The organism is Bacillus nitratireducens (genome assembly GCF_036320425.1).
Taxonomy (GTDB): Bacteria; Bacillota; Bacilli; order Bacillales; family Bacillaceae_G; genus Bacillus_A; species Bacillus_A nitratireducens.
This window is the reverse complement of record NZ_JAUMJO010000002.1, coordinates 946,031-965,943: the sequence shown is the minus strand read 5'-3', so window position 1 is coordinate 965,943 and position 19,913 is coordinate 946,031. Positions and strand designations below refer to the sequence as shown.

At 34.1% G+C, this 19,913-nt stretch carries 20 protein-coding genes and 1 pseudogene; 7 read left to right on the top strand and 14 right to left on the bottom strand.

What is annotated here, in order from left to right; translation table 11 throughout:
• Positions 1-185: 185 nt before the first annotated feature.
• Both Q3V31_RS11195 and Q3V31_RS11190 read right to left on the bottom strand, forming a co-directional pair.
• Positions 186-1,631, bottom strand: a complete 1,446-nt coding sequence (locus Q3V31_RS11195) for a L,D-transpeptidase family protein (protein WP_001064086.1) — start codon at positions 1,629-1,631, stop codon at positions 186-188.
• Between the two features lie 214 nt (positions 1,632-1,845).
• Entirely contained in the window at positions 1,846-2,268 is a 423-nt protein-coding gene (locus Q3V31_RS11190; protein WP_329765095.1) for a YhfM domain-containing protein, read from the bottom strand.
• 135 nt (positions 2,269-2,403) lie between these two features.
• Between Q3V31_RS11190 and Q3V31_RS11185 the strand changes: the two are divergent.
• Positions 2,404-3,376: pseudogene (locus Q3V31_RS11185) on the top strand (IS1595 family transposase).
• 79 nt (positions 3,377-3,455) lie between these two features.
• Here Q3V31_RS11185 and Q3V31_RS11180 read toward each other — a convergent pair.
• Positions 3,456-4,199, bottom strand: coding sequence for a class I SAM-dependent methyltransferase (locus tag Q3V31_RS11180; protein ID WP_016129882.1), 744 nt, complete (start codon positions 4,197-4,199; stop codon positions 3,456-3,458).
• Between the two features lie 328 nt (positions 4,200-4,527).
• Between Q3V31_RS11180 and Q3V31_RS11175 the strand changes: the two genes are divergently transcribed.
• Positions 4,528-4,818, top strand: a complete 291-nt coding sequence (locus tag Q3V31_RS11175; RefSeq protein ID WP_001176324.1) for a hypothetical protein — start codon at positions 4,528-4,530, stop codon at positions 4,816-4,818.
• A gap of 290 nt (positions 4,819-5,108) precedes the next feature.
• Here the strand turns inward: Q3V31_RS11175 and Q3V31_RS11170 are convergent, their stop codons facing one another.
• From Q3V31_RS11170 to Q3V31_RS11145, 6 genes are all read right to left on the bottom strand, one after another.
• The gene (locus Q3V31_RS11170; RefSeq protein WP_000134653.1) at positions 5,109-5,738 is read right to left on the bottom strand and encodes a class I SAM-dependent methyltransferase; all 630 of its coding nucleotides are present in this window, start codon (positions 5,736-5,738) and stop codon (positions 5,109-5,111) included.
• Between the two features lie 131 nt (positions 5,739-5,869).
• Entirely contained in the window at positions 5,870-6,865 is a 996-nt protein-coding gene (gene cuyA, locus Q3V31_RS11165; protein ID WP_001046627.1) for a D-cysteate sulfo-lyase, read from the bottom strand.
• Positions 6,866-7,065: 200 nt separating this feature from the next.
• Positions 7,066-8,304 carry a DUF4073 domain-containing protein gene (locus tag Q3V31_RS11160; protein ID WP_329765094.1) on the bottom strand — a complete coding sequence of 413 codons (1,239 nt, stop codon included), beginning with the start codon at positions 8,302-8,304 and terminating at the stop codon, positions 7,066-7,068.
• A 403-nt stretch (positions 8,305-8,707) separates the two neighbouring features.
• Positions 8,708-9,166: a VOC family protein gene (locus Q3V31_RS11155; protein WP_000615632.1), complete on the bottom strand. Its 459-nt coding sequence runs from the start codon at positions 9,164-9,166 to the stop codon at positions 8,708-8,710.
• 538 nt (positions 9,167-9,704) lie between these two features.
• Positions 9,705-10,340 carry a LysE family translocator gene (locus Q3V31_RS11150; protein WP_000637404.1) on the bottom strand — a complete coding sequence of 212 codons (636 nt, stop codon included), beginning with the start codon at positions 10,338-10,340 and terminating at the stop codon, positions 9,705-9,707.
• Between the two features lie 216 nt (positions 10,341-10,556).
• Positions 10,557-11,138: a DJ-1/PfpI family protein gene (locus tag Q3V31_RS11145; RefSeq protein ID WP_000756894.1), complete on the bottom strand. Its 582-nt coding sequence runs from the start codon at positions 11,136-11,138 to the stop codon at positions 10,557-10,559.
• 142 nt (positions 11,139-11,280) lie between these two features.
• Here Q3V31_RS11145 and Q3V31_RS11140 point away from each other — a divergent pair, with 142 nt between their 5' ends.
• Positions 11,281-11,718, top strand: a complete 438-nt coding sequence (locus Q3V31_RS11140) for an Lrp/AsnC family transcriptional regulator (protein WP_016129884.1) — start codon at positions 11,281-11,283, stop codon at positions 11,716-11,718.
• A 96-nt stretch (positions 11,719-11,814) separates the two neighbouring features.
• On the opposite strand, the gene Q3V31_RS11135 is transcribed toward Q3V31_RS11140, so the two are convergent.
• From Q3V31_RS11135 to Q3V31_RS11125, 3 genes are all read right to left on the bottom strand, one after another.
• Positions 11,815-11,988 (bottom strand): hypothetical protein, encoded by a 174-nt coding sequence (locus Q3V31_RS11135; RefSeq protein ID WP_329765091.1) that lies wholly within the window; start codon positions 11,986-11,988, stop codon positions 11,815-11,817.
• 29 nt (positions 11,989-12,017) lie between these two features.
• Positions 12,018-12,938 carry a class I SAM-dependent methyltransferase gene (locus tag Q3V31_RS11130; protein WP_329765089.1) on the bottom strand — a complete coding sequence of 307 codons (921 nt, stop codon included), beginning with the start codon at positions 12,936-12,938 and terminating at the stop codon, positions 12,018-12,020.
• A gap of 190 nt (positions 12,939-13,128) precedes the next feature.
• Complete coding sequence (locus tag Q3V31_RS11125) at positions 13,129-13,602, bottom strand: DUF4188 domain-containing protein (RefSeq protein WP_000501003.1); 474 nt, start codon at positions 13,600-13,602, stop codon at positions 13,129-13,131.
• A gap of 351 nt (positions 13,603-13,953) precedes the next feature.
• On the opposite strand from Q3V31_RS11125, the gene Q3V31_RS11120 reads away from it, so the two are divergent.
• The gene (locus Q3V31_RS11120) at positions 13,954-14,535 is read left to right on the top strand and encodes an ATP-binding protein (protein WP_016129886.1); all 582 of its coding nucleotides are present in this window, start codon (positions 13,954-13,956) and stop codon (positions 14,533-14,535) included.
• A 145-nt stretch (positions 14,536-14,680) separates the two neighbouring features.
• Positions 14,681-15,817, top strand: coding sequence for an LPXTG cell wall anchor domain-containing protein (locus tag Q3V31_RS11115; protein WP_329765087.1), 1,137 nt, complete (start codon positions 14,681-14,683; stop codon positions 15,815-15,817).
• Between the two features lie 72 nt (positions 15,818-15,889).
• On the opposite strand, the gene Q3V31_RS11110 is transcribed toward Q3V31_RS11115, so the two are convergent.
• Positions 15,890-16,561 carry an ABC transporter ATP-binding protein gene (locus Q3V31_RS11110; protein WP_000202609.1) on the bottom strand — a complete coding sequence of 224 codons (672 nt, stop codon included), beginning with the start codon at positions 16,559-16,561 and terminating at the stop codon, positions 15,890-15,892.
• Positions 16,561-17,625: an ABC transporter permease gene (locus Q3V31_RS11105; RefSeq protein ID WP_000477779.1), complete on the bottom strand. Its 1,065-nt coding sequence runs from the start codon at positions 17,623-17,625 to the stop codon at positions 16,561-16,563. The genes Q3V31_RS11110 and Q3V31_RS11105 overlap by 1 nt, the downstream gene beginning before the upstream one ends.
• A 184-nt stretch (positions 17,626-17,809) precedes the next feature.
• On the opposite strand from Q3V31_RS11105, the gene Q3V31_RS11100 reads away from it, so the two are divergent.
• Positions 17,810-18,433: an ArsR/SmtB family transcription factor gene (locus Q3V31_RS11100; protein WP_329765085.1), complete on the top strand. Its 624-nt coding sequence runs from the start codon at positions 17,810-17,812 to the stop codon at positions 18,431-18,433.
• 216 nt (positions 18,434-18,649) lie between these two features.
• Positions 18,650-19,909, top strand: a complete 1,260-nt coding sequence (locus Q3V31_RS11095; protein ID WP_329765084.1) for an MFS transporter — start codon at positions 18,650-18,652, stop codon at positions 19,907-19,909.
• The last annotated feature ends 4 nt before the right edge of the window (positions 19,910-19,913 follow it).

Genomic DNA, 19,913 nt, shown 5'->3' with positions numbered 1-19,913 from the left:
TAACCACATTTTATGTTTAAATGTACCTAGCTTATATTTTGTATTTTTTATAACTATCCCCCTGCACACGAGAAGTGCATAGTATAAATAATAAAAAAGAAGCAGAAAATCACTCACGATTTTCTGCTTCTTTTTTTAATTTAAGTTCTTGATACATACATCGCTTCACGCAAGATTGCTATTTTCTAGTACACAATAACTGGATCATTAGTGTTCAAACTATCATATACAGTTTTTGCAACATTAGGAAGAAGGTTTACACACCCGCCTGATCCCCCTGCTAAATAAGCATTATTTGCCCAGTCTTTTCGCCAGCCTGCATCATGGAATCCTTGGCCGCTATTTGTGAATGGAACCCAGTAATCTACTTTAACTGCATAATCAGCTTTACCTACTGCGCTGCCTCTCAGCGTGTATGGAGTTCGTTTATATAAAACGTACCACACACCTGGTGATGTATCTTCACCCGTGCTATGTTTACCAGTTACTACATTTGTTGTGACTGCTAATTTTCCATCTTTGTAAATCCAAATTTGTTGCTCTGCAATTGAAACTTCCGCATACGTGTCTCCGATGCCATTATTCGATGTTGTTTCATAACCGATACCTTCCTTCTCCCAACCATTTCCATGGATATTAGAAGCAGATAGCGATTTTTCACCCTTTTCAAAAGCTTGTTGAACTTGTTTTGTTTCTTTTTCAACATCTAGTGCCCAGCCGTAGCCTTGTCCTTTTACTGATATGACCGAACCGGAATGGGTTTTAAAGCTGAAATTTTTATTTAATGTTGATTTAGCATTATTAATTTCAGCAATTTTTTTCTTAATATCGCTCGCATCGATTGTAACCTTCATATCCTTTGACATAGAGGCATTTTGAATTAAATCTTTCGCTTTTAAAGGATAAACTTCATTCTGCACTTTATATTCAACTGACTGCCCAAGAAGATTTTGTAATGCTTCTTCCTCTTTTTTGACAATCGGATCGTCTTCTTTAATAGGCTCTATGTATGTAGACTTCAGATGAATTTCACTTTTATACTTCTGCTTGTCGTAATCTTTCAGTAGACTAGTAACGTCATACTGTTTTCCATCAACGCTCTTCGAAATAACAACTTTTCCTTGTTCAAGCTTCGCCATAGCATCTTGAGGCGCTTGTAATTTTTCATTCATAGAGATGAGCTTTTCTTCTACAAGTTTTTTCATCGTTTCACTACGATACTGATCCGCCTTTTCCGGTAGCACTGAATAATTTTTTTCCTTTGAGGAAGGGAAAAATGTCCACTGGCTTTTTAATAGTTTCTTAACTTGTGGCAAATCTTTTTCCGTAAGTTCTGTTTTTGTCTCTTTTTCATCTAAAATTTGTTGTTGATCGACATAGACTTTGTTTGCTAGTCCAGATGTTTTTAATTTCTGTATTGCCTGATCAGCACTCATACCACCAACTTTTGTGTCATTAATCGTAACATTCGAATTGAAGTGAGTTGCCTGATAATAACTCATTCCCCCAATGAGAAGTGCAATTATACCAATACCCGCTACGATAAACTTCCAATTTGTAAAACGTTTGCTTGATCTTACTCGTTTTCTATCAACTTCTTCAACTGATTCATTTACAGTATTGTTGTTCATCAATCTTTCCCCCATATACATTAACGTCAATCGATTTTAAACCAAAACCATTGACTAGTGTACCTTATTTTTCCTGAAATTTCATTATTTTTAACTAGATTTTATCGCATTTAATTAATCAACTTTAGTTTTTTAATAGAACAACACATTGAATAGTCCCTTACAAGTAATAAATCGTTACAATAAACACCAAAAAGTTAAGTACCATATACTTTTATTTAGCTAACTTCTCTCCGGTAACAATCTGAAACAAGGTGTCTGCATTTTTTCCTTCTAATTGAGCATACCGATTATCCCCCGCCATTACTTCTACTTTATCTTTATTAGGACTCATCCAAATTTGATATGACACAGCTTTCGCCTCTATTTTCGGATTTTTAAACTGAAAAATAAACTGATAATCAGCTGAACGCGACATTTCCGATTTTTTATTTTCATAATGAATATCATTTAATATTTTCTTTACTTGCAACACCTGATTATTGTCTGTCACTATCTTAAGATTTTCATATTTATCATCACCAACATGTTTTTGCACTTCGATTCTTTGATCTTCATTTCCTAGTATATTTGAACAGCCTGTTACTATGAATATACAAATAGCAACAAAAACTAAAGTCAAATTTCTAATTCGCATATTAGTCCCCCTCTTTTTAATAGCCTCTTTTTGTATAGATTGTTGCTATTTTGACCATCCTTCTGAGAGGTAATAAAATTCTCTTTCAGGAGGGATTTTATTATGTAGAAAAACGTTTATGCCAATTTTTCAGATTTGCCAAAACATGAACAAATCAAGCTATTTAATCTATTAAAAGAAGATTTTTTTCTAACGATGAAGAGAATATGAAGGATGCTTTTACCACCATTAGGGAAATGCGTTTTAAAGAAAGGTTAGGTTGTGTCCATTGCGGTAGTGTAAAGGTAAAGTGGAACGGCAAGTATAGAGATAGACAGCGTTATCTCTGTCGTGACTGTGGAAAATCTTTCAATAACTTATCTAATACCCCTATTTCAGGGACACGTTATCTTGGAAAATGGTCGAAATATTTTCAAATGATGGTCGAAGGTTATTCCCTCCCCAAAATTGTGGAACGTCTAAACATCCACTTATCCACCGCCTTCTATTGGCGACATAAAATCCTGTATTCCCTTCATTCGATGGGGTTTCAAATGTTGAAAGGGATTATCGAGAGCGATGAGACCTTTTTTAAAGGGTCTTTAAAAGGGCGTAGTAGTTTAGATAGAAAGCCCAAGAAACGCGGAGGAAGAGACGAAAAGAGAGGGATTAGCAATCTTAAAATTGCCGTTGTGGTGGCTCAGGACCGTAATGGACAAGTTATTGTCCAAAAAGCTGGAACTGGTCGTGTGAGAGCTGAAGAAATTGATGCGGTTATCGGATGCTACATTGACCCTTCTTAGTTGCTATGCACGGACACAGCAACTAACTACAAGAAATTTGCTCTAATTTAAGCTCTGAAACACGAACCTATTAATCTAAGCAAAGAAGGATATGTAAAAAAGGGCATCTACCATCTCCAAAACGTCAACAACTATCACAGGCGATTAAAAGGCTGAATGGATAGGTTTCAAGGAGTAGCAACCAAATACTTGGACAATTACCTTTATTGGTTCAACTTTCTTCAACAAAGCAAAAAATTGGCGGAAAAAGAACAGATAAATCAATGCTACTTAGTGCCTGTCAAAATTCTAATCAAATCACTGTGAATTTTCTGCGTGAATTATAAAAAACAGTCATTCCTTAGTGAAACGGCTGTTTTCGTAATTCAATAAAATCTCCCAGATTGCGGTAGATATTTTTAAATATTATTTTGTTTTTTTTGACTTGATTATAATAAAAGATGGACTTCGCGATTCGTTTATTAAATCTGGCATTTTCTCTATCCCTGCCAAAGTTGATTGTGGTTCGATTATTTTATCCAGCGAAAGCCCGTGTTCAATCAAAGTATTTATTAATGTGGCAACAGTTCTATGATAAATAACCACACTATCGTCAACAAACCAGTTGTGTACTCTGATACCTTCTTCTTGATAATTATCTAATGCCCAGTGTGATTTATTACCATCCTCAGTTTTTATCCAATGGTTGCTTCCTTTGCGAGCTGTTGCTATTGGATGTTCGGTTGAAAAGATAAATTCACCACTGCTTTTTAATAGTTCATTAATCTTTTGAATCATTGCCGAGTAATCTTCAATGTAATGTATAGAGAGGGAACTTATAATCAGGTCGAACTTTTGATTGGTTAGTCCCATATCCTCCATAGGAAGGCACATAAATTCTATATTATCATCCTGATTTAACTTTTTAGCACGTTCAATCATATTTTTGGATATGTCTATACCTATTACGTTTTTTGCACCATTTTCTATACAATACTTTGAAAAATGACCATCACCGCAACCCAAGTCTAATACCGATTTTCCTTTCAAACACAGAATTAATGATTTGATTGCTGGCTGTTCTATGAAGTCATTAGCGTTTATTCCACTTTCACGCAATGCTGTGTAGTTTTTGAAGAAATTCGGATTATCGTAAATATTTTGTTTCACTTACATCACTCCTCTGATAAGGTTTTCATAGATTAAACTGACTTCTGTTTCCAAATTATCATACTAACCATAAAAATTTTGTCATCCTTTTATTATAGTAATGGTTTTTAGGAAGATATCTCGAACTCAATACTTTCACAATCCTGCCCGTTTGCTGAATAATCTGCTGTAAATATTATACCGTATTAAGAAAATTAACCTTTATTTTAATTAAAAGCAACAATCTTTATGAAAAGAGCCTTTTAATTAAAAGTATCTCTGATTGTAAAATAAAGGTAAATACCTTAAATTAGACATATAAACACTAATAAGGAAGGAGTGCCATTCCATGCAACTGAAAACATACACTTGGAAAAGTTATACGTTTCTCATTGTAAGTATATTCGTTACTATTAGTCTATTTCTCTTCTCACCTATTTTAGACAGATTTGGAGTAGAATACGTGGTTCCTTTCGCATACTTCATATTAGCTTCCACTGTTATAGCAATTATATTAGCAGTTATCTCTTTTTGTAGTCGTACCGAAAAGAAAATTTTATCTATTATCGGTTTAACCTTTACGTTATTTAATACAGCAATTATTTTATTTTCCCTTTGGTTCGGTTACCATTTCACGTAAAATATAAATATAATCCGTAACCTAAAAGAAGTATTAGTATTATAGAAATGCTGAGTATCGTGTATATGACCCATCTTAATGTTGTACTCATATAATCACCCCTCCCACATTCCAATAATTCCATTATATAACAAATGATTCATCGAAAGTTCAGAACTTTCTTTAAAATAAATTAAGCGAAGTAAGGGACGCCATTTGACTCCCCTTACTTCGCCTTTACAGAACAATGAGTGAATAGCTTACTCAACCAGCTTATTAAGTAACCTTTCACTATTTTTACACAATGGTAATTATAGTGTTTTTTGACATTTGATCATTATAAATTTAAATGGAGGTTTACTTGCCATATTTTTATGTGGCTCCACAATTTCCGTAGTTTCCATCAGTCCATATTTTCCAAAGTCTTGTTGTACCGAGTCAACATCATAAAAATACATTTTTACCCCTTCCATTATCTCGAAGTAGTCTTTACCAAGTTGTTTCCCCTTCCCAAACATTGGGGCATCTTTAGAAATAGTAGTAAAAATCATATATCCGTTTGGTTTTAACTGACTATAACAATCTTTAATAAACTTCTCTCTCTCATCCCTATTCAACAAATGAATAAGTGCATAAGAAAATATGCCATCATACAGTTTGTTATCAAAAGGCATATCCGTAACTGAACCATGGAATAAATTAGCATTAATTTCATTTTCCCTCGCCAATTCAATCGCCGTTTTTGAAATTTCAATACCTGTTACATGTATTCCGTTATCAATAAAAACCTTTGCATTTCTTCCATATCCAATACCAGGAATCAATATATCCTTCACTTTCTTTTCAAGGAAAAAATCCTTCGTCAATATTGCGGAATCTGCAGCTTCAAATCCCCACATCATTTGATTTTCTATAAAACTTGCTTCCCAAAATTCTGTCATACATCAATCTCCTTTATATATATCGTTGTTTACCGTTGAATGTTGAAAAATCAGCGCATATTCACGAAATTGTATCAAATTTCAACATTAATTCAAAACAAAAAGCATTGGATACCCAATGCTTTTTACACTTACGCAAATAGAGAGGTATTCGCATATAAAGCTGGTGAGCCACCTGAATGTACGAATAAAATATTGTCCTCTTTATTAAATTTACCTTTTCTAATTAAATCGATTAGTCCCGCTACTGCTTTACCTGTATAAACTGGATCAAGTAAAATACCTTCAGTTTTCGCCAGTAACTGTACTGCTTCAACCATTTCTGGTGTTGGTAAAGCGTATCCTGGTCCTACATATTCATCAAAGCATGTAACTGCTTCGCGTGAAATAGAGTTTGGAATACCTACGTGAGCTGAAGTTTCATCTACAAGTTTTGCTACTTTCTCTTCTTGCTCCGCTTTTCCTCTACTTACGTTAATTCCGATTACAGGAATTTTGCTTTGCGTTCCAGAAAAACCAGTAATTAAACCAGCATGCATACCAGCGCTACCACTTACACAAACAACTGAACTGAAATCAATTCCTTGCTCGAATGATTGCGCCATAATTTCTTGCGCACAAGCAATATACCCCATTGCACCAGTAGGATTTGATCCACCAACTGGTATTACATATGGTGTATTACCTTTTTCACTAACTTCTTTCGCTACTTTATGCATCTCTTCCATAAGATCTGCTCCGTTTGGCACAACAATTACGTTTTCAGCACCTAATAAATGATATAAGAAATAGTTTCCGTTAAAGTCTGGCTTTTCTTCTGGCTCAAGCCCTTCTTCTAGCACAAGAATACATTTCATTTTTTCTTTTACCGCAGCTGCAAGTGTTAGACGGCAATGGTTTGACTGAATACCACCAGCTGTAATTAACGTATCTGCACCCTTTTCCTGTGCATCCGCAACTAGAAACTCTAACTTTCTCGTCTTATTACCGCCAGCTGTTAAACCAAGTAAATCATCTCGTTTAAAATAAATAGTCGGCCCACCAAGTACTTCAGAAAAATTGTTTAATTTTTCAATTGGTGTATATGATTCTGTATATTTTTTTCTCGGGAATTTAGCTAAATTCATTGTAACGCTCCTTTTGTACTTCTTTCACAATATATGTAACGATACTATTATTACATGGAAAAATGGTGAAGTCATCTTTCTGAATTTAAAATGTATTGAATTTCAATACGGTACATGAAATTTACATCGACGTTTTTTTAATATATCGACTTATTAACAAAATAAAAAGAGCCTTATCTCATTAGATAAGGCGCACCCAATCACTTATGTACCGAAAAACGAAGAAGTTGTGTTAATCCTGGCTCTAAATTCATTTCTCCTTTGTGACGTACGTATACGATTTTGTCGCCATCAAATTTCGGCGGTTTTCCTGGATTATACGTATTCCACTCGTTCGTTCCTTCTACAGAGTACTCCATATATTCTGTTGCACCAACGATTATATTTTTACTATCATCAGCGGTTACATTTGGTGCCATTTGTACGATTTTTGCATCACTAATTGATAATTTCTTTATATCCTTATCACGTTTATAATCGTAAGCCGTTACGACTACATCGTTACCATATGCTTTTATTTGTAATCCTTGTTTGAAAGAATATCCATCCGGCGCAGTCTTCTCGCCACCATTTGGTCCAGCCGACATCCAACCAGTTTCAATTCCGCCCGTATTTACAACCGTAAATCCTTTTTCATCTCCGCCTGTAATTTTCTTTTTACCAGCCCAGTCCGGCAAATTTAAATCCCAATGCGTATGACTCGTGAAGAAAACAACTTGCGGATAGTCTTTTAATATATCGTACAATTTATCAACGTTTAAATAGTCTTGTAAATACGGGTTTTGTCTTGATCCAGATACTGTATCAGGTAAAACGTGATGAGAGAAAATGAAAATTGGCTTATTTTTATCTTTTTGACTATATTCTTCTAAATTTTGTTTTAACCAACCTAATTGCTCATCACTCATATATACTTCATCCCACATTTTTGAATCATGGTATTTCATATATTTTTCAGTTCCTAAAAATAAAAGCGGATAACCATCTAATTCTTTTTTATGATATACCTTATCTTGTCCGCTAAATTTTAAATATCGATTAAACAATGTCTCTTCCGTTACACCATTTGGCCATGTATTTTGAGAAAGTTTCCCATCAGCTGTCCATTTACCAGCGTAAAATTCATGATTCCCAACAGTTGACCATACATTTTCCGGATGCTTATTTTTGTTTAGCACTCGCTTTACATCATCATATTGTGACTGCTGTCCAGTTGGTGTTATATCCCCATTCATAATAAGCGCTCTAGAAAGTGGTGTCACTTTGTTCATATCTTTTAATACGTGATCAAAATCCCCTAAATCCCCTTGAATATCACTAATAACATTAAACATCGTCGCTGTTTTCCGTGCTTGCGCTTGTTCTTTTCCCTCAGCATTCATCGAAAACGTTGGTAATAACACTGCCATAACGGCTAACGAAGCAACTGCCTTTTTCATACAATTTCTCCCCCCTAATAATAGAATGTATAAACTGACATGTTCTGCGTTCTCTTAGTTGCTTGTCCAATTCATATTATAAAGAGGGATTGTAAAGATTAATGGAGTAAAAATTTAAGTATTTTTTAAGAGATTTTGTCTTTTTTTCGCATTCCACAATTATCGATTCGCGCCAATCTAACTTTCTACCTTTTAACATTAAATAAATGTAAATTTATTTAATACATTTTTTAGTTTAATACGTTGTCTTTTAATCTCAGTTACATTACTACAACAAAATACTCTACCTTTTTAAGTTCTCTTCATTTAATCCGAATAACTCTGGTAAAGTAAAACGTCCATCTTTTCTGTATATTTTTCACAAAAAAATAACGTTTTTCCCCTTTTATAGATACAATCTCATTTATTTTTCTTGGTGCTCCGCTTCCCACTCACTTAAATAAGATGCATATTCTAATTCATCTGGATTATCATGTAACATAGAAATAAACTCTAATTTATTCCCATCACAATCCAGAAAGTATACACTTGCAGCTGGCATCCACCTTTGGACAATTGGCTCTTGATTTCCTTTCCCTTGGCTTCCCACCACTTCTATTCCACGATTCTCTAACCACAATTTAGAAGTCTTTAAAAATTCTAAATCTACACCAAAAGCAAAGTGTTTTATCTCAAAATCTTCAATATTATGTACTTCCCATAGTCCAAGCATTTGCTTTTTACTTTCTCCTACCCAAAAGAAGGCCACCTTTCTTTTGGATAGTTTTCTTGCTAATGCTAACCCCAACTTATTTTGATAGAAATCTATCGCCTTTTCTAAATCTCTTACATGTAAATGCGTTTCATATATGTTCTGTATCATTCTGCTTATTCCTTTCTTTATTAGTTAAGTAGTTACTGTAATTCTAAATCTGAAGTATGTATAATCATTGTAATTTATCTTCATATCCGATATACCTATTTACTATTCTATCGAAATTGAAATATGATAAATCCAACTGAGGTAGTAAATTTAAGTAAAAATTCTACTAATTTTGGAGGAAAAATCTCCAATACATTCAGATGAAATCATATTTAAATAATAAAAAAAACGTTATTCTTTTAGTAAGAATAGCGTTTTTGACTCTTGGAGTTAGTTAATATTTTTCAGTAAATAGGTATGTGCAATTACCCCATCACTATCAAGCTAAGTTCATACACCGTCAATTATAGTAGAGGTTGTTTCTTTTTTAAAAGGCTATGTGTAAGGAATTTAACCCTCCCCCAGGAATCAAAAAATTTCTGAGGGGATGCCTACGTAATATAACATATTTACAATTACATTGCGTTTAGGTTTAAAATGCGTATCTTTTTCATCTATATTTCAACTACCATATTTAAGTTTATAAGAGTTATGCTTTTTAAATAAAAGTAATTACTTGTTTTATAAACTCGTAACCAAAATAACCACTAAATCCGAATAGTACTATTGCGGCAAATATAGATACCCATTTAATAAAGGTTGGATTTAGAAACCGTCTAGTAAAATGAACAAAGCTTAATAAGACCATATCATGCATAAAGATACCTAATAAAATACCTACAGCTATTAATATAAATGTTGATGTACTTGCATTACCTAATGAAGAAACTAGAACCGGCCCAAAGATCCCTATCCAAAAGACAATATTAGCCGGTGATATAGCAATCATAAAACCAGACAAATAAGCTGTTAATAAAGATTTATTAGGATCTTCTCCCTCTATGTTAACTTCTGACTTTGCTTCTTTAATACTTTCTATTCCAATAAACATTAAAAACCCAAAACCTAGTAACCACATAACTGCTTCCACCCACGGATTGGTTAATACACTAGAGAACCCTAGATAAATCAGAACTATTAAAGATAAATCTACAGTCATTCCTCCTATACCTACAAACCAACCATGTACGAAACCATTTCTCATTCCTTGTTTAGTCATTTGGACAGTCATAGCACCTGCAGGTATTGATAAAGATAAACCTAACAATATATATGTAAAGAGTGTTACAATCATAAAAATTCTCCTATTTTAATCAATTATTATTCTTTGTATTAAATTATGCATGAAAAGGGCACTTACCTTTGATCGATTCATTACCATCTGTTATTACATATTATTTCCATTCTCTTTTATCTGGAGCAGTCACCCAATTAGATGACCACTCTTTTGGACCATGTTCGTTAAGATATTTTAAAATACTCCAAGTACCCCTTTGTTGAAGAGCAATGCCTAAAACCCCATAAGATCCTTTACATGTTTAGCGTTCTTTTTAGATGTTAGTTTTTCAAGTAATAAAAATGCAACATCAAAAGCTGTACCTGGATTTGAAGATGTAATAATGTTTCCATCTTGAACGATTAAATCATTTTGTACTATTGCACCGAAATTCTTTAACTGCTCTTTTCGTTTACTCGTTGGATGACTGTATGTGGTGGCTTTTTTATCTGTAAGAATTCCGCTTTTTCCAAGCGCTAATGATGCGACACATATACTGGCAATAGGCTTCTGCTTGGCATAAAAATGTTGAATAACATGTAAGAATTCTCTACTATATGCATCCCGATAAAAACCAGCTTCTTCAAAACCTCCTGGAATAGCTAATGCATCAAACTCATCTAATTGAATATCATCAATCGTTTTTTCGGGTATAACAGTAAAATTCCAAGTACAGGTTAATTTATTCCGAAGACCAACTGTTACGACCTCAGTTGATCCATCTCCCTCCCATTTATTCCAACCTAGTACATCTGTAAATACACTAGCTTCTACTGCTTCAAATCCATCAGCTAATAATAATAAAACCTTTTTCATATCGTAAATCGCCTCCTGTTATCCTTATTTTATACAAATATATAAGGCTGATAAATAAGTTCAATAAGGATATTCGATCATTTGGCTTTATTATATAAGGAATTTAGGTTATTCTATTTTATAAAAAAAGGTTGGATGATTTATGGATCAAATTGATAAAAAAATCGTGGGATTATTACAGTCAAATGCAAAAATTTCAATGAAGGATCTAGCAGAAGCCGTTCACTTATCTGCTCCGTCAGTAACCGAGCGAGTACGGAAGTTAGAGGAGCAAAAAATTATTGAAGGTTACCATGCACATGTTTCTCTAAAAAAAATAAACCGTCCAATTTCTGCACTTATATTGTTTAAATCAAAGGATTGTAAATCATTAGCTAACTTTTGCTATAATCATCCAGATGTACTTGAGTGTTACAGAGTAGCAGGGGAAATTAGCTATATTGTCAAATTAGCAACGTATTCTGTAGAAAGTTTAGAACAATTTATTGATGATACAATGCAATATGGTACACCATCAACGAATATCGTGTTATCTTCTTATGAAAAAAAAACAATTGCTCCTTTTATTAGTGAAGAATAAAAATACTGGCACAATCAATTAACTATTACTTACTCAATAATCCTTAATCCTTTAAAAATAGCCCTGATTTTTTTGACTGTATAAAAACCAGGGTCTCTAATCATTTTTATCGTTTTTGGGTAACCCATTTTTATTAGCTGGATAACGATGTGCAATTACCCCTATATAAACATTTAAATTATTCTTCACAATCCCTCTACTTCCAATAGCAACATGCTTATTACTTCCCATCACTACACCCCATCTCCTTTTTCCCACAAAAAAAGACACAGAGATTTCTCCCCATGTCCACTAATTCCTTACTTCTTCACCGCATGCACATAATGCACCGTCTCAAAAGCTTCTAAATAATCGTTTCGTCCCTCAAAATATAGTTTATTAATATCCTCTGGTGATAAGTGCTCATAAATAAGTAAACCCGCCTTTTCTAATAGTGCTTCCATTTCGGCATAAGAAAAACATGATTTCATCGGTTCTCCGCCTACCATAGCCATTTTCACCATGTTTTCAACCCGATTAGATAAACCTTTTTCCGTAAATAAGTTTTCATCAGGGTAATCAAAAACGATAGAACTCCCTTTTGGAACCCTCTCGAATAAACATTCTATTAAACTGGAAAGTTCCTCTTTCGTTAAATAGTACGTAACACCTAAAAGGCTAAAGAAATTCTTTTTATTTTCAAATCCTTCATTTACTAATTTTTGCTTAGAGAAATCCTTAGTAAAATCCATCGAAACAAAATGAAGATTGCTTGGAATTTCTAGACCTGATTCTTTCACTCTTTGTATTTTAAACCCTTGCGTAGAAGGATGATCCACTTCAAATATTTCTATTTTATTTTCTAATTCTCGGTGTCTAAAACTAAACGTGTCTAAGCCTGCACCGAGTATGACGTATTGCTTCGCGCCTAATGCAATTTCATGTAATAGCACTCTTTCACAATATGCCGCGCGTGCCAAAGGTGTTGGTGATAATTGAACTTGTGTAATCCATTTTAAAATTTCTTTCGGATTGTCTTGAAGCTGCTTTGCAATGTCTTTATTGAAAAAATGTATTCCTTGAACCATGTTCATTTCAATATCATTACGTTCTTTTTGTGAAATAAGATCTTTAGCTACATAATCATCAAAGATTTTAGAACTATCAAATTCACTATGATACGCCCTTCCGAAAGCTGATACTAACGACGTTACACTTGCTTCACCTTTTTTCACGCACATACACTCTCCTTCATTTCCACAACAAAAATAGGGTCCCCCTGGCCAGGAGAACCCTATTATACACTTTATTTTTATATTGGTAAATTATAGCATAAATAAGTTTTTTTGTCAAGTTTCTAACCTGCTACTACTCCGACACTTTGTATATTCTCTGGCAGGAAAACCGAAACTATATACGGAACTTTCCGAATTATTTATCCATTCTTTTTTGAGCAGTATTAGTATCTTGAGATACTGGTATGTGTTCGGTAGCTCTAGATAAACCGGTTTTTGGCATATTAACATAGATTGCTTCAGAAGCACCTTTTTCTATTTGATAAGTTTCGTGAAAAACACCGACACTCCCATTATCTTTAATCTTATTATTGTAGGATTTCCAAGCAGATGAATGGTTTTTTCCGTGAGCGTAGTTTACTAATTCATCGAATCCCTTCCAGTATTGAATTAAGACCACCTTTCTCCAACTAAATAAGAATTCGGTATGTAAGAAACCCCATTGTGGGTTTTGATACAATTCTTTAATCATAGGTCCCATAGCATTGAAAACTGGTAGCCACTTCCAAAATTTTAATAGGTTATTAATACGCATACCAATAATAAAAACAACAAATTCTTGATCCTTGCTATTGGCTATATGCCTGCCGTTAAAAATTTTAGCCCCCACTTTAATCCCCCTTTTTTACTGAACATAAATAATGTACAGCTCCCAAATAAACCATAACACTTTCCCCTGAATTTTCCAATTAATTTAACATAGATTATGAAAGGCCGTATTTAACAATAAAGGGTATATGTTTCCTACCTTATTATTATTTATTCTAAATCTCCTTTTCACCAGGTACATTTCCATAATATATTTCAATAACGATAGCATTGCCGCCCCCTTTCTAAACAGAATATTTTTTTGTAAAATTTTCAGCCCATTACTACTCAGCCACTTTGTATATTCTCCGGCAGGAAAATTGTCGATTCACATCGAATGTTCCAAATTATAACAATACATGTGGAGGCCAATATGAAACGATTAGTCATTATTACAGTAGGAAAAACACACAGCGGAAAAACTACATTTGCAAGAGCGTTAGAAAAAGAGATACCCAACTCTTTCGTTATGGATCAAGATAACCAAGCCGAATTTATTAACACGCATTATGAAAAATTACAGCCGACTAAGGGCCCTAATACATTTAAGCATGGTCTTTCAAAATTCATCGTTGATTATGCAAAAGAATATACAAATTTACACCTTATCATTTGCAACTCAAATAGAAGCCGAAACGGCCGGATGTATTTACTAAATGAACTGTTTAAGAAAGAGAAATATGTACGCATACTCGTTCATTTTGACATTCCAGATGATGTACTTTATGAAAGAGTAGCTCGTAGTAAGCGAAGTACAAATATATTTAGAGGTAACTATTCTAGTTTCAAAGAGGTACTCAATCGCCAACAGGCCGAATCACTGCATGAAGATGTAGTACATCCTGTAGAAAATGAGGCTGATTATTTGTTTGTTATTCGCGATAGTAAAGATGTAAAATCTACTATAGAAGAAATTGTTCATCTTGCTGAAGATTTGTCCCCTATCCCAAAATAAGAGACTATAAGAATCACATAATCATAGATTATTATGCAAATACTTCCTCTAAGCGCCGAACATGGTATATAATGATAAAATATTCTACTTCTATATGCTCAATTTTACACAATAGAGTTCACTCATAGGAAAGAGGTACAAAAAAATGAAAACAAAACAAACAATCGCTGCGTCTACACTAGCTTTAGCAATGATTGCGGGATCTACCCCTACTCATGCAGAAGTAAATGATGCTACTCCCCAGCAAAGTACGGGAAATCGCTTAGCTGAAATTAAGCAACATAGACAAGAGTTAGATGCGAAATTACAGCAGCACAAAGAAAATGTGGATCAAACATTAAATGAACTTAACCAAGTTAAGGAAAATGTTGATACAAAGGTTAATGAACTACATGAACGTAAACAAGTTGCAGATGAAAAAATCGGCGAGATTAAACAACATAAACAAGAGTTAGATGCAAAACTTCAGCAAGACAAGCAAATCGCCGAAGATAAAATTGCTGAAATTAAAGAGCATAAAAAACAAGTAGATGATAAAGTTGCTGAAATTAAAGAACATAAGCAAAATATCGATAATAAGGTTACTGAGATTAAAGAACACAAACAAACTGTCGATGAAAAGGTTAATGAAATTAAGCAACATAAAGAGAACATCGATCAAAAGGTTAATGAACTTAAAGAAGTAAAAAAACAGGTAGATGAAAAATTAGCTGAGTTAAAAAAAGCGAAACAAACTGCTGAGGACAAACTTGCTGAGCTAAAAGAAAATAAGCCGAATACTGGGAACGCGTTAGAAGAACTTAAGAAAATTAAAGGCAATTTAGATAGTCTTTCCGCTAACTTAGAACTAGCTAAACAAGATGTAAAAAACAAACTTGCTGAATTACAAGAAGCTAGACAAGATTTACTAAATAAAATAAACGAAATGAAACAAGCGAAACAAACTGTTTCAGATGATTTATCAAAGAAAAAACAAGACTTAGATATTAAAATAAACGACTTTAAACATACTGAGAAAAAAATTGACGACAAATTAGCTGAGTTACATACAACGAAGCAAAATGTTGATAACAAAATTAATGAAGTATCACAACCAAAACAAACGACAGTGAATAGTAACACTACTACTACACCTTCTACTGTTCCAGCGAAAAACAATGCTAAAGAACTTCCTAACGCTGGTAGTGAGCAATCAAATAATATGGCTTTAGGTATGTTATCTATTCTAGGTGGAATTTTATTAGTAACACGCAATAAAATTAAAACGTTATTCTCAAAATAAAGCCATTATATCTATTTTAAAATAATCATACAAAGGCCAACTGCACATATATGTACGGTTGGCCTTTTTTCTTTATATTAACTGTCCATCTCTAAGTGTCAATATACGATCACATACATCAAGCATTCTTTCATCATGTGTAATCATAATTGCTGCTTTTTGGCTCTCTTTCACTTCACGTTTCATCATTTCAACAACTTCACGTGCGCGTTTTGAGTCTAAGCTTGCAGTTGGTTCATCCGCTAATATTAAATCTGGGTTGTTCATGAACGCACGAGCGATTGCTACCCTTTGTTTTTCCCCGCCAGATAGTTGATTTGGATAATGACTTTTTCTTTCTCCTAATCCAAATGCCGCTAATAAATGATCCGCACGCTTTTCTGAGTCTTGTTTGTTTTCTTTTTTAAGCTTTGCAATGTAAAGCAATTGTTCTTTTACATTTAAATATGGAACAAGATTTGCGAACTGGAAAATGAAGCCGATTTTTTTCAAACGAATGTCTGTCATTTCCTTTTCTGATAACTGCGTAATATTTTGTTCACGAATGTAAATATCCCCTTTTGACGGTGATAGTAAAGCACCCGCGATTGATAATAACGTACTTTTCCCTGATCCAGAAGGACCGACGATCCCGATAAATTCTCCAGCTTTCACATCAAGCGACATCGGATGAAGGGCTGTTACTTCCGTATTCCCTTCTCCGTACACTTTACTTACTTTGTCTAATTTTAATAATGAAGTCATTACATCCCGCCTCCAATTGCTTCTAATGCATCAACTTTTAATACTTGGTATAACGAAATAAGTGTTCCTAAAATACTAATTACGATAAAGATTGCTGCATATTGTGCAATCATCGGTGTTGTTAATAAGAACGGCATACCCGCTGGTAAAATTTGTTCTAATCCTTGTACAAGAACAATACTGATCACCATCGCAACGACTGATAAGAATAACGCCTGCACGACTAAGCTATTTGCTAAATAAGAATTTTTCGTTCCAATTGCTTTTAGTACACCTAATTGCTGTGTTTTTTGCAGTGTAATTACGTAGAAGAATACACCGATTAGTAACGCAGCGATAACAAGTAAGAATGCAATGATCATCGTTAATGTCCCTTGCTCTTCTTTAAATCCTGGAATACTTTGCAGTACTTCTTTTTTGTCGATAACATGTGCATTTTTAATTTCTTTATCTGTATTCAGCGCAATTGCACTATAATCTTTTTGGTTTGGTTGTGAAATAGCGCCCCATACGTCTTCATTTACATAAACGACTGGTGTATGGCTAAACATTTGATCTTTCGTAAATCCAACGATTGTAAATTCTTTCTTTGAAACAGGGTCGATAATTGTATCTCCAATATCGATTCCTTTTTCTTTAATTGATTCATCAGCAACCATTTCGTTGTTTGCTGTACCTAATTTCTCACCTTTTACAATTTTCGGTTCTAAAAATGAATCACGTTCACTTGAGAAAATAGCAACATCCACTTTTTTCGAACTATCTTTCTTTTCATACGTTGAAACTTTCACACGAAACGGCACTGCCTCTTTCTCGCCTACTTGACTTACTACATTATCTACATCGTCTTTCTTAATTTGTGAACGAAGTAATTTATTTTCCGCATCATCTGCTAAAACGAACTTATTTGCCTCCATATTTTGAATCGATGAAGCATTATCATATGATAGTCCATTTGCTAATCCTGAAATGACAAGGACTAAAAATGATAATAACACCATAATAAGTCCGATTAATCCATATCTTAATTTTGATTGTTTTAATTCACGCAGAGCTAAAAACATTTCGCTCGCTCCTTCCTGTTACTTTCTATGCACTTATCATAAAAAAGAAATATGAACGGAGTATGAACGGAAGATTACAGAAGAAAAATTAAATTTTCAGAAAGTATTGAAAATAATTAAAATCCTTGATACAATTCAGTCAAATAATCTTGACCGAGTAATTTTATTTGAGGAGTTGATCATTTTGAAGCCCATGTTAACACTAACTACTTATAGCCAACTAAAAGCAATAAGCGATCCACTACGTGCCGAAATGATGATGCGTCTATGCGAACGTCCTTATACAGGACAACTGCTATCTGAGAAATTCGGCATTTCAAGGGCGAAAATTCATTATCATTTAAAAGAATTAGAAAAGAATGGCCTTATAGAAATCGTATATACAGAAGAAAAGAATGGCATCATTCAAAAGTTTTATCAATCTGTCGCTAAAGGCTTTACCCCTGCTGCAGAACTATTACCTCATGTAGAAATATTAAGTGAATCAGGTCGCCAAATCTTTTTACAAATGACGGAAATGACGAAAAGCCATATTCTCGCTGCGCCAGAAGGAGCTTTTACATTACGAAAAGTAAGTGAAGATCCAGCTGAGTGGAATTACGTTTCATCTTGCTGGGAGTTTGATGCTACGCCAGAACAATTTCAAGTGTGGGTGAAAAAGTTTTATAAAGTGATGTCTGAATTAAACGAGATCACAAAAGATGCAGATAAAGATCCAAATAGTAAATCTTATTACATTTCTACTACTGCACTACAAATCGAAGAACGAGCAATGCAGCGCTTTGTGAAAAAAGAAGAAAAATCGTAATACGATTTTTTTTACACTAACGGTCAAAATTATTTTACCGAATAAATTTACCCGGCAGTAACGGGCAGTAAGAATCCCCCCTGAAAATTCAACTGGAACAAAGAAGTTAGATAGGAGATTAACTGCCCGTAAATGCCCGATTGGTTCAACTAATAATCAATGGGAATAAACCTCCCACTGATTAAAGTTTCACTTTATTATAAAGGAGTAGATTAAATGGACATATTAAAAAACCGGAATTTCCTCTTATTATTTTTAGGGAGAATTTTTACAAACATAGGAGATAGCTTGTATTATGTAGCAGCGATGTGGCTCGTATATAAATTAAGTGGCAGTCCTTTCTATTCTGGATTAGCTGGTTTCCTTACATTATTACCTTCTGCACTTCAATTTCTTACTGGGCCATTCGTTGATAGATGGTCAATCAAAAACACCCTCGTCATCACACAAGTTCTGCAATGCGTCCTAATATTAATCATTCCTATTACACACTACTTCGACCTATTAACTGTTCAACTACTACTTATCATCATGCCCATCGTAGCCTTTATCGAACAATTCGCCTATCCCGCACAATCAAAAGCTTTACCTCTTCTACTGAATAAAACACAATTATTAAAAGGAAATTCACTCTTCTCATTTGCGTATCAAGGCATCGATTTAATTTGTACGACTCTTTCTGGAATATTAGTAGCACTACTTGGCGCAATCACTTTATATGTAATCGACTCTTTTACATTCGCGATTACTGCCCTTTTGTTCTTTTCATTAAAAATGCCAAAACAAACCGAAACGGGCACATCACTGTCAACTAAGCAATATTTCTCTGATTTAAAAGAAGGTTTTTCAATCGTCTTCCGTTCATTAATGGGCGTATTCTTAATCGGTTCAGTAGTCGCTAATTTTTCAATCGGTATGACGATGGCGATACTCCCTTCTTTCGCTGATTCTTTAGGAGGCGTGAGATCATATGGCTTCTTCTTAGCTGCTATATCAGCAGGTAGTCTCATTGGTGCATTATTCAGTTCATGGGTTGGCAAACGTAATGTTGGCCGTGTCTCTATTATTGGCTTTGCGACTGGCGCTATTTTTTGGTTTCTCTCTACGATTGTACCATTTCAATGGCTGTCTATTTTCTTATTCGGCCTAGCTTGGATTCCAATTGGTGCCACCAACATATTATTTGCGACAATTAGTCAAATTGTAATTCCAAATCAATACCTTGGACGCATCAATTCAGTCACACGGAGTATGGGCACAATCGCTATGCCGTTCGGTTCTTTAATTGGTGGATACACTGCAAATGTATTTAGTAGCCAACTCATTTTCGCGCTCGCTAGCATCGGGATTTTATTCATTTCTCTCGTATGGCTACTTCATCCGAAATTACGTTCATTGCCGAAAGCTGATGAAATTACATCGGATACTTTTGGGCTTCGGTTTAAGGAGGAACGTGGGAAAGGTGCGGCTTTATAGCAGA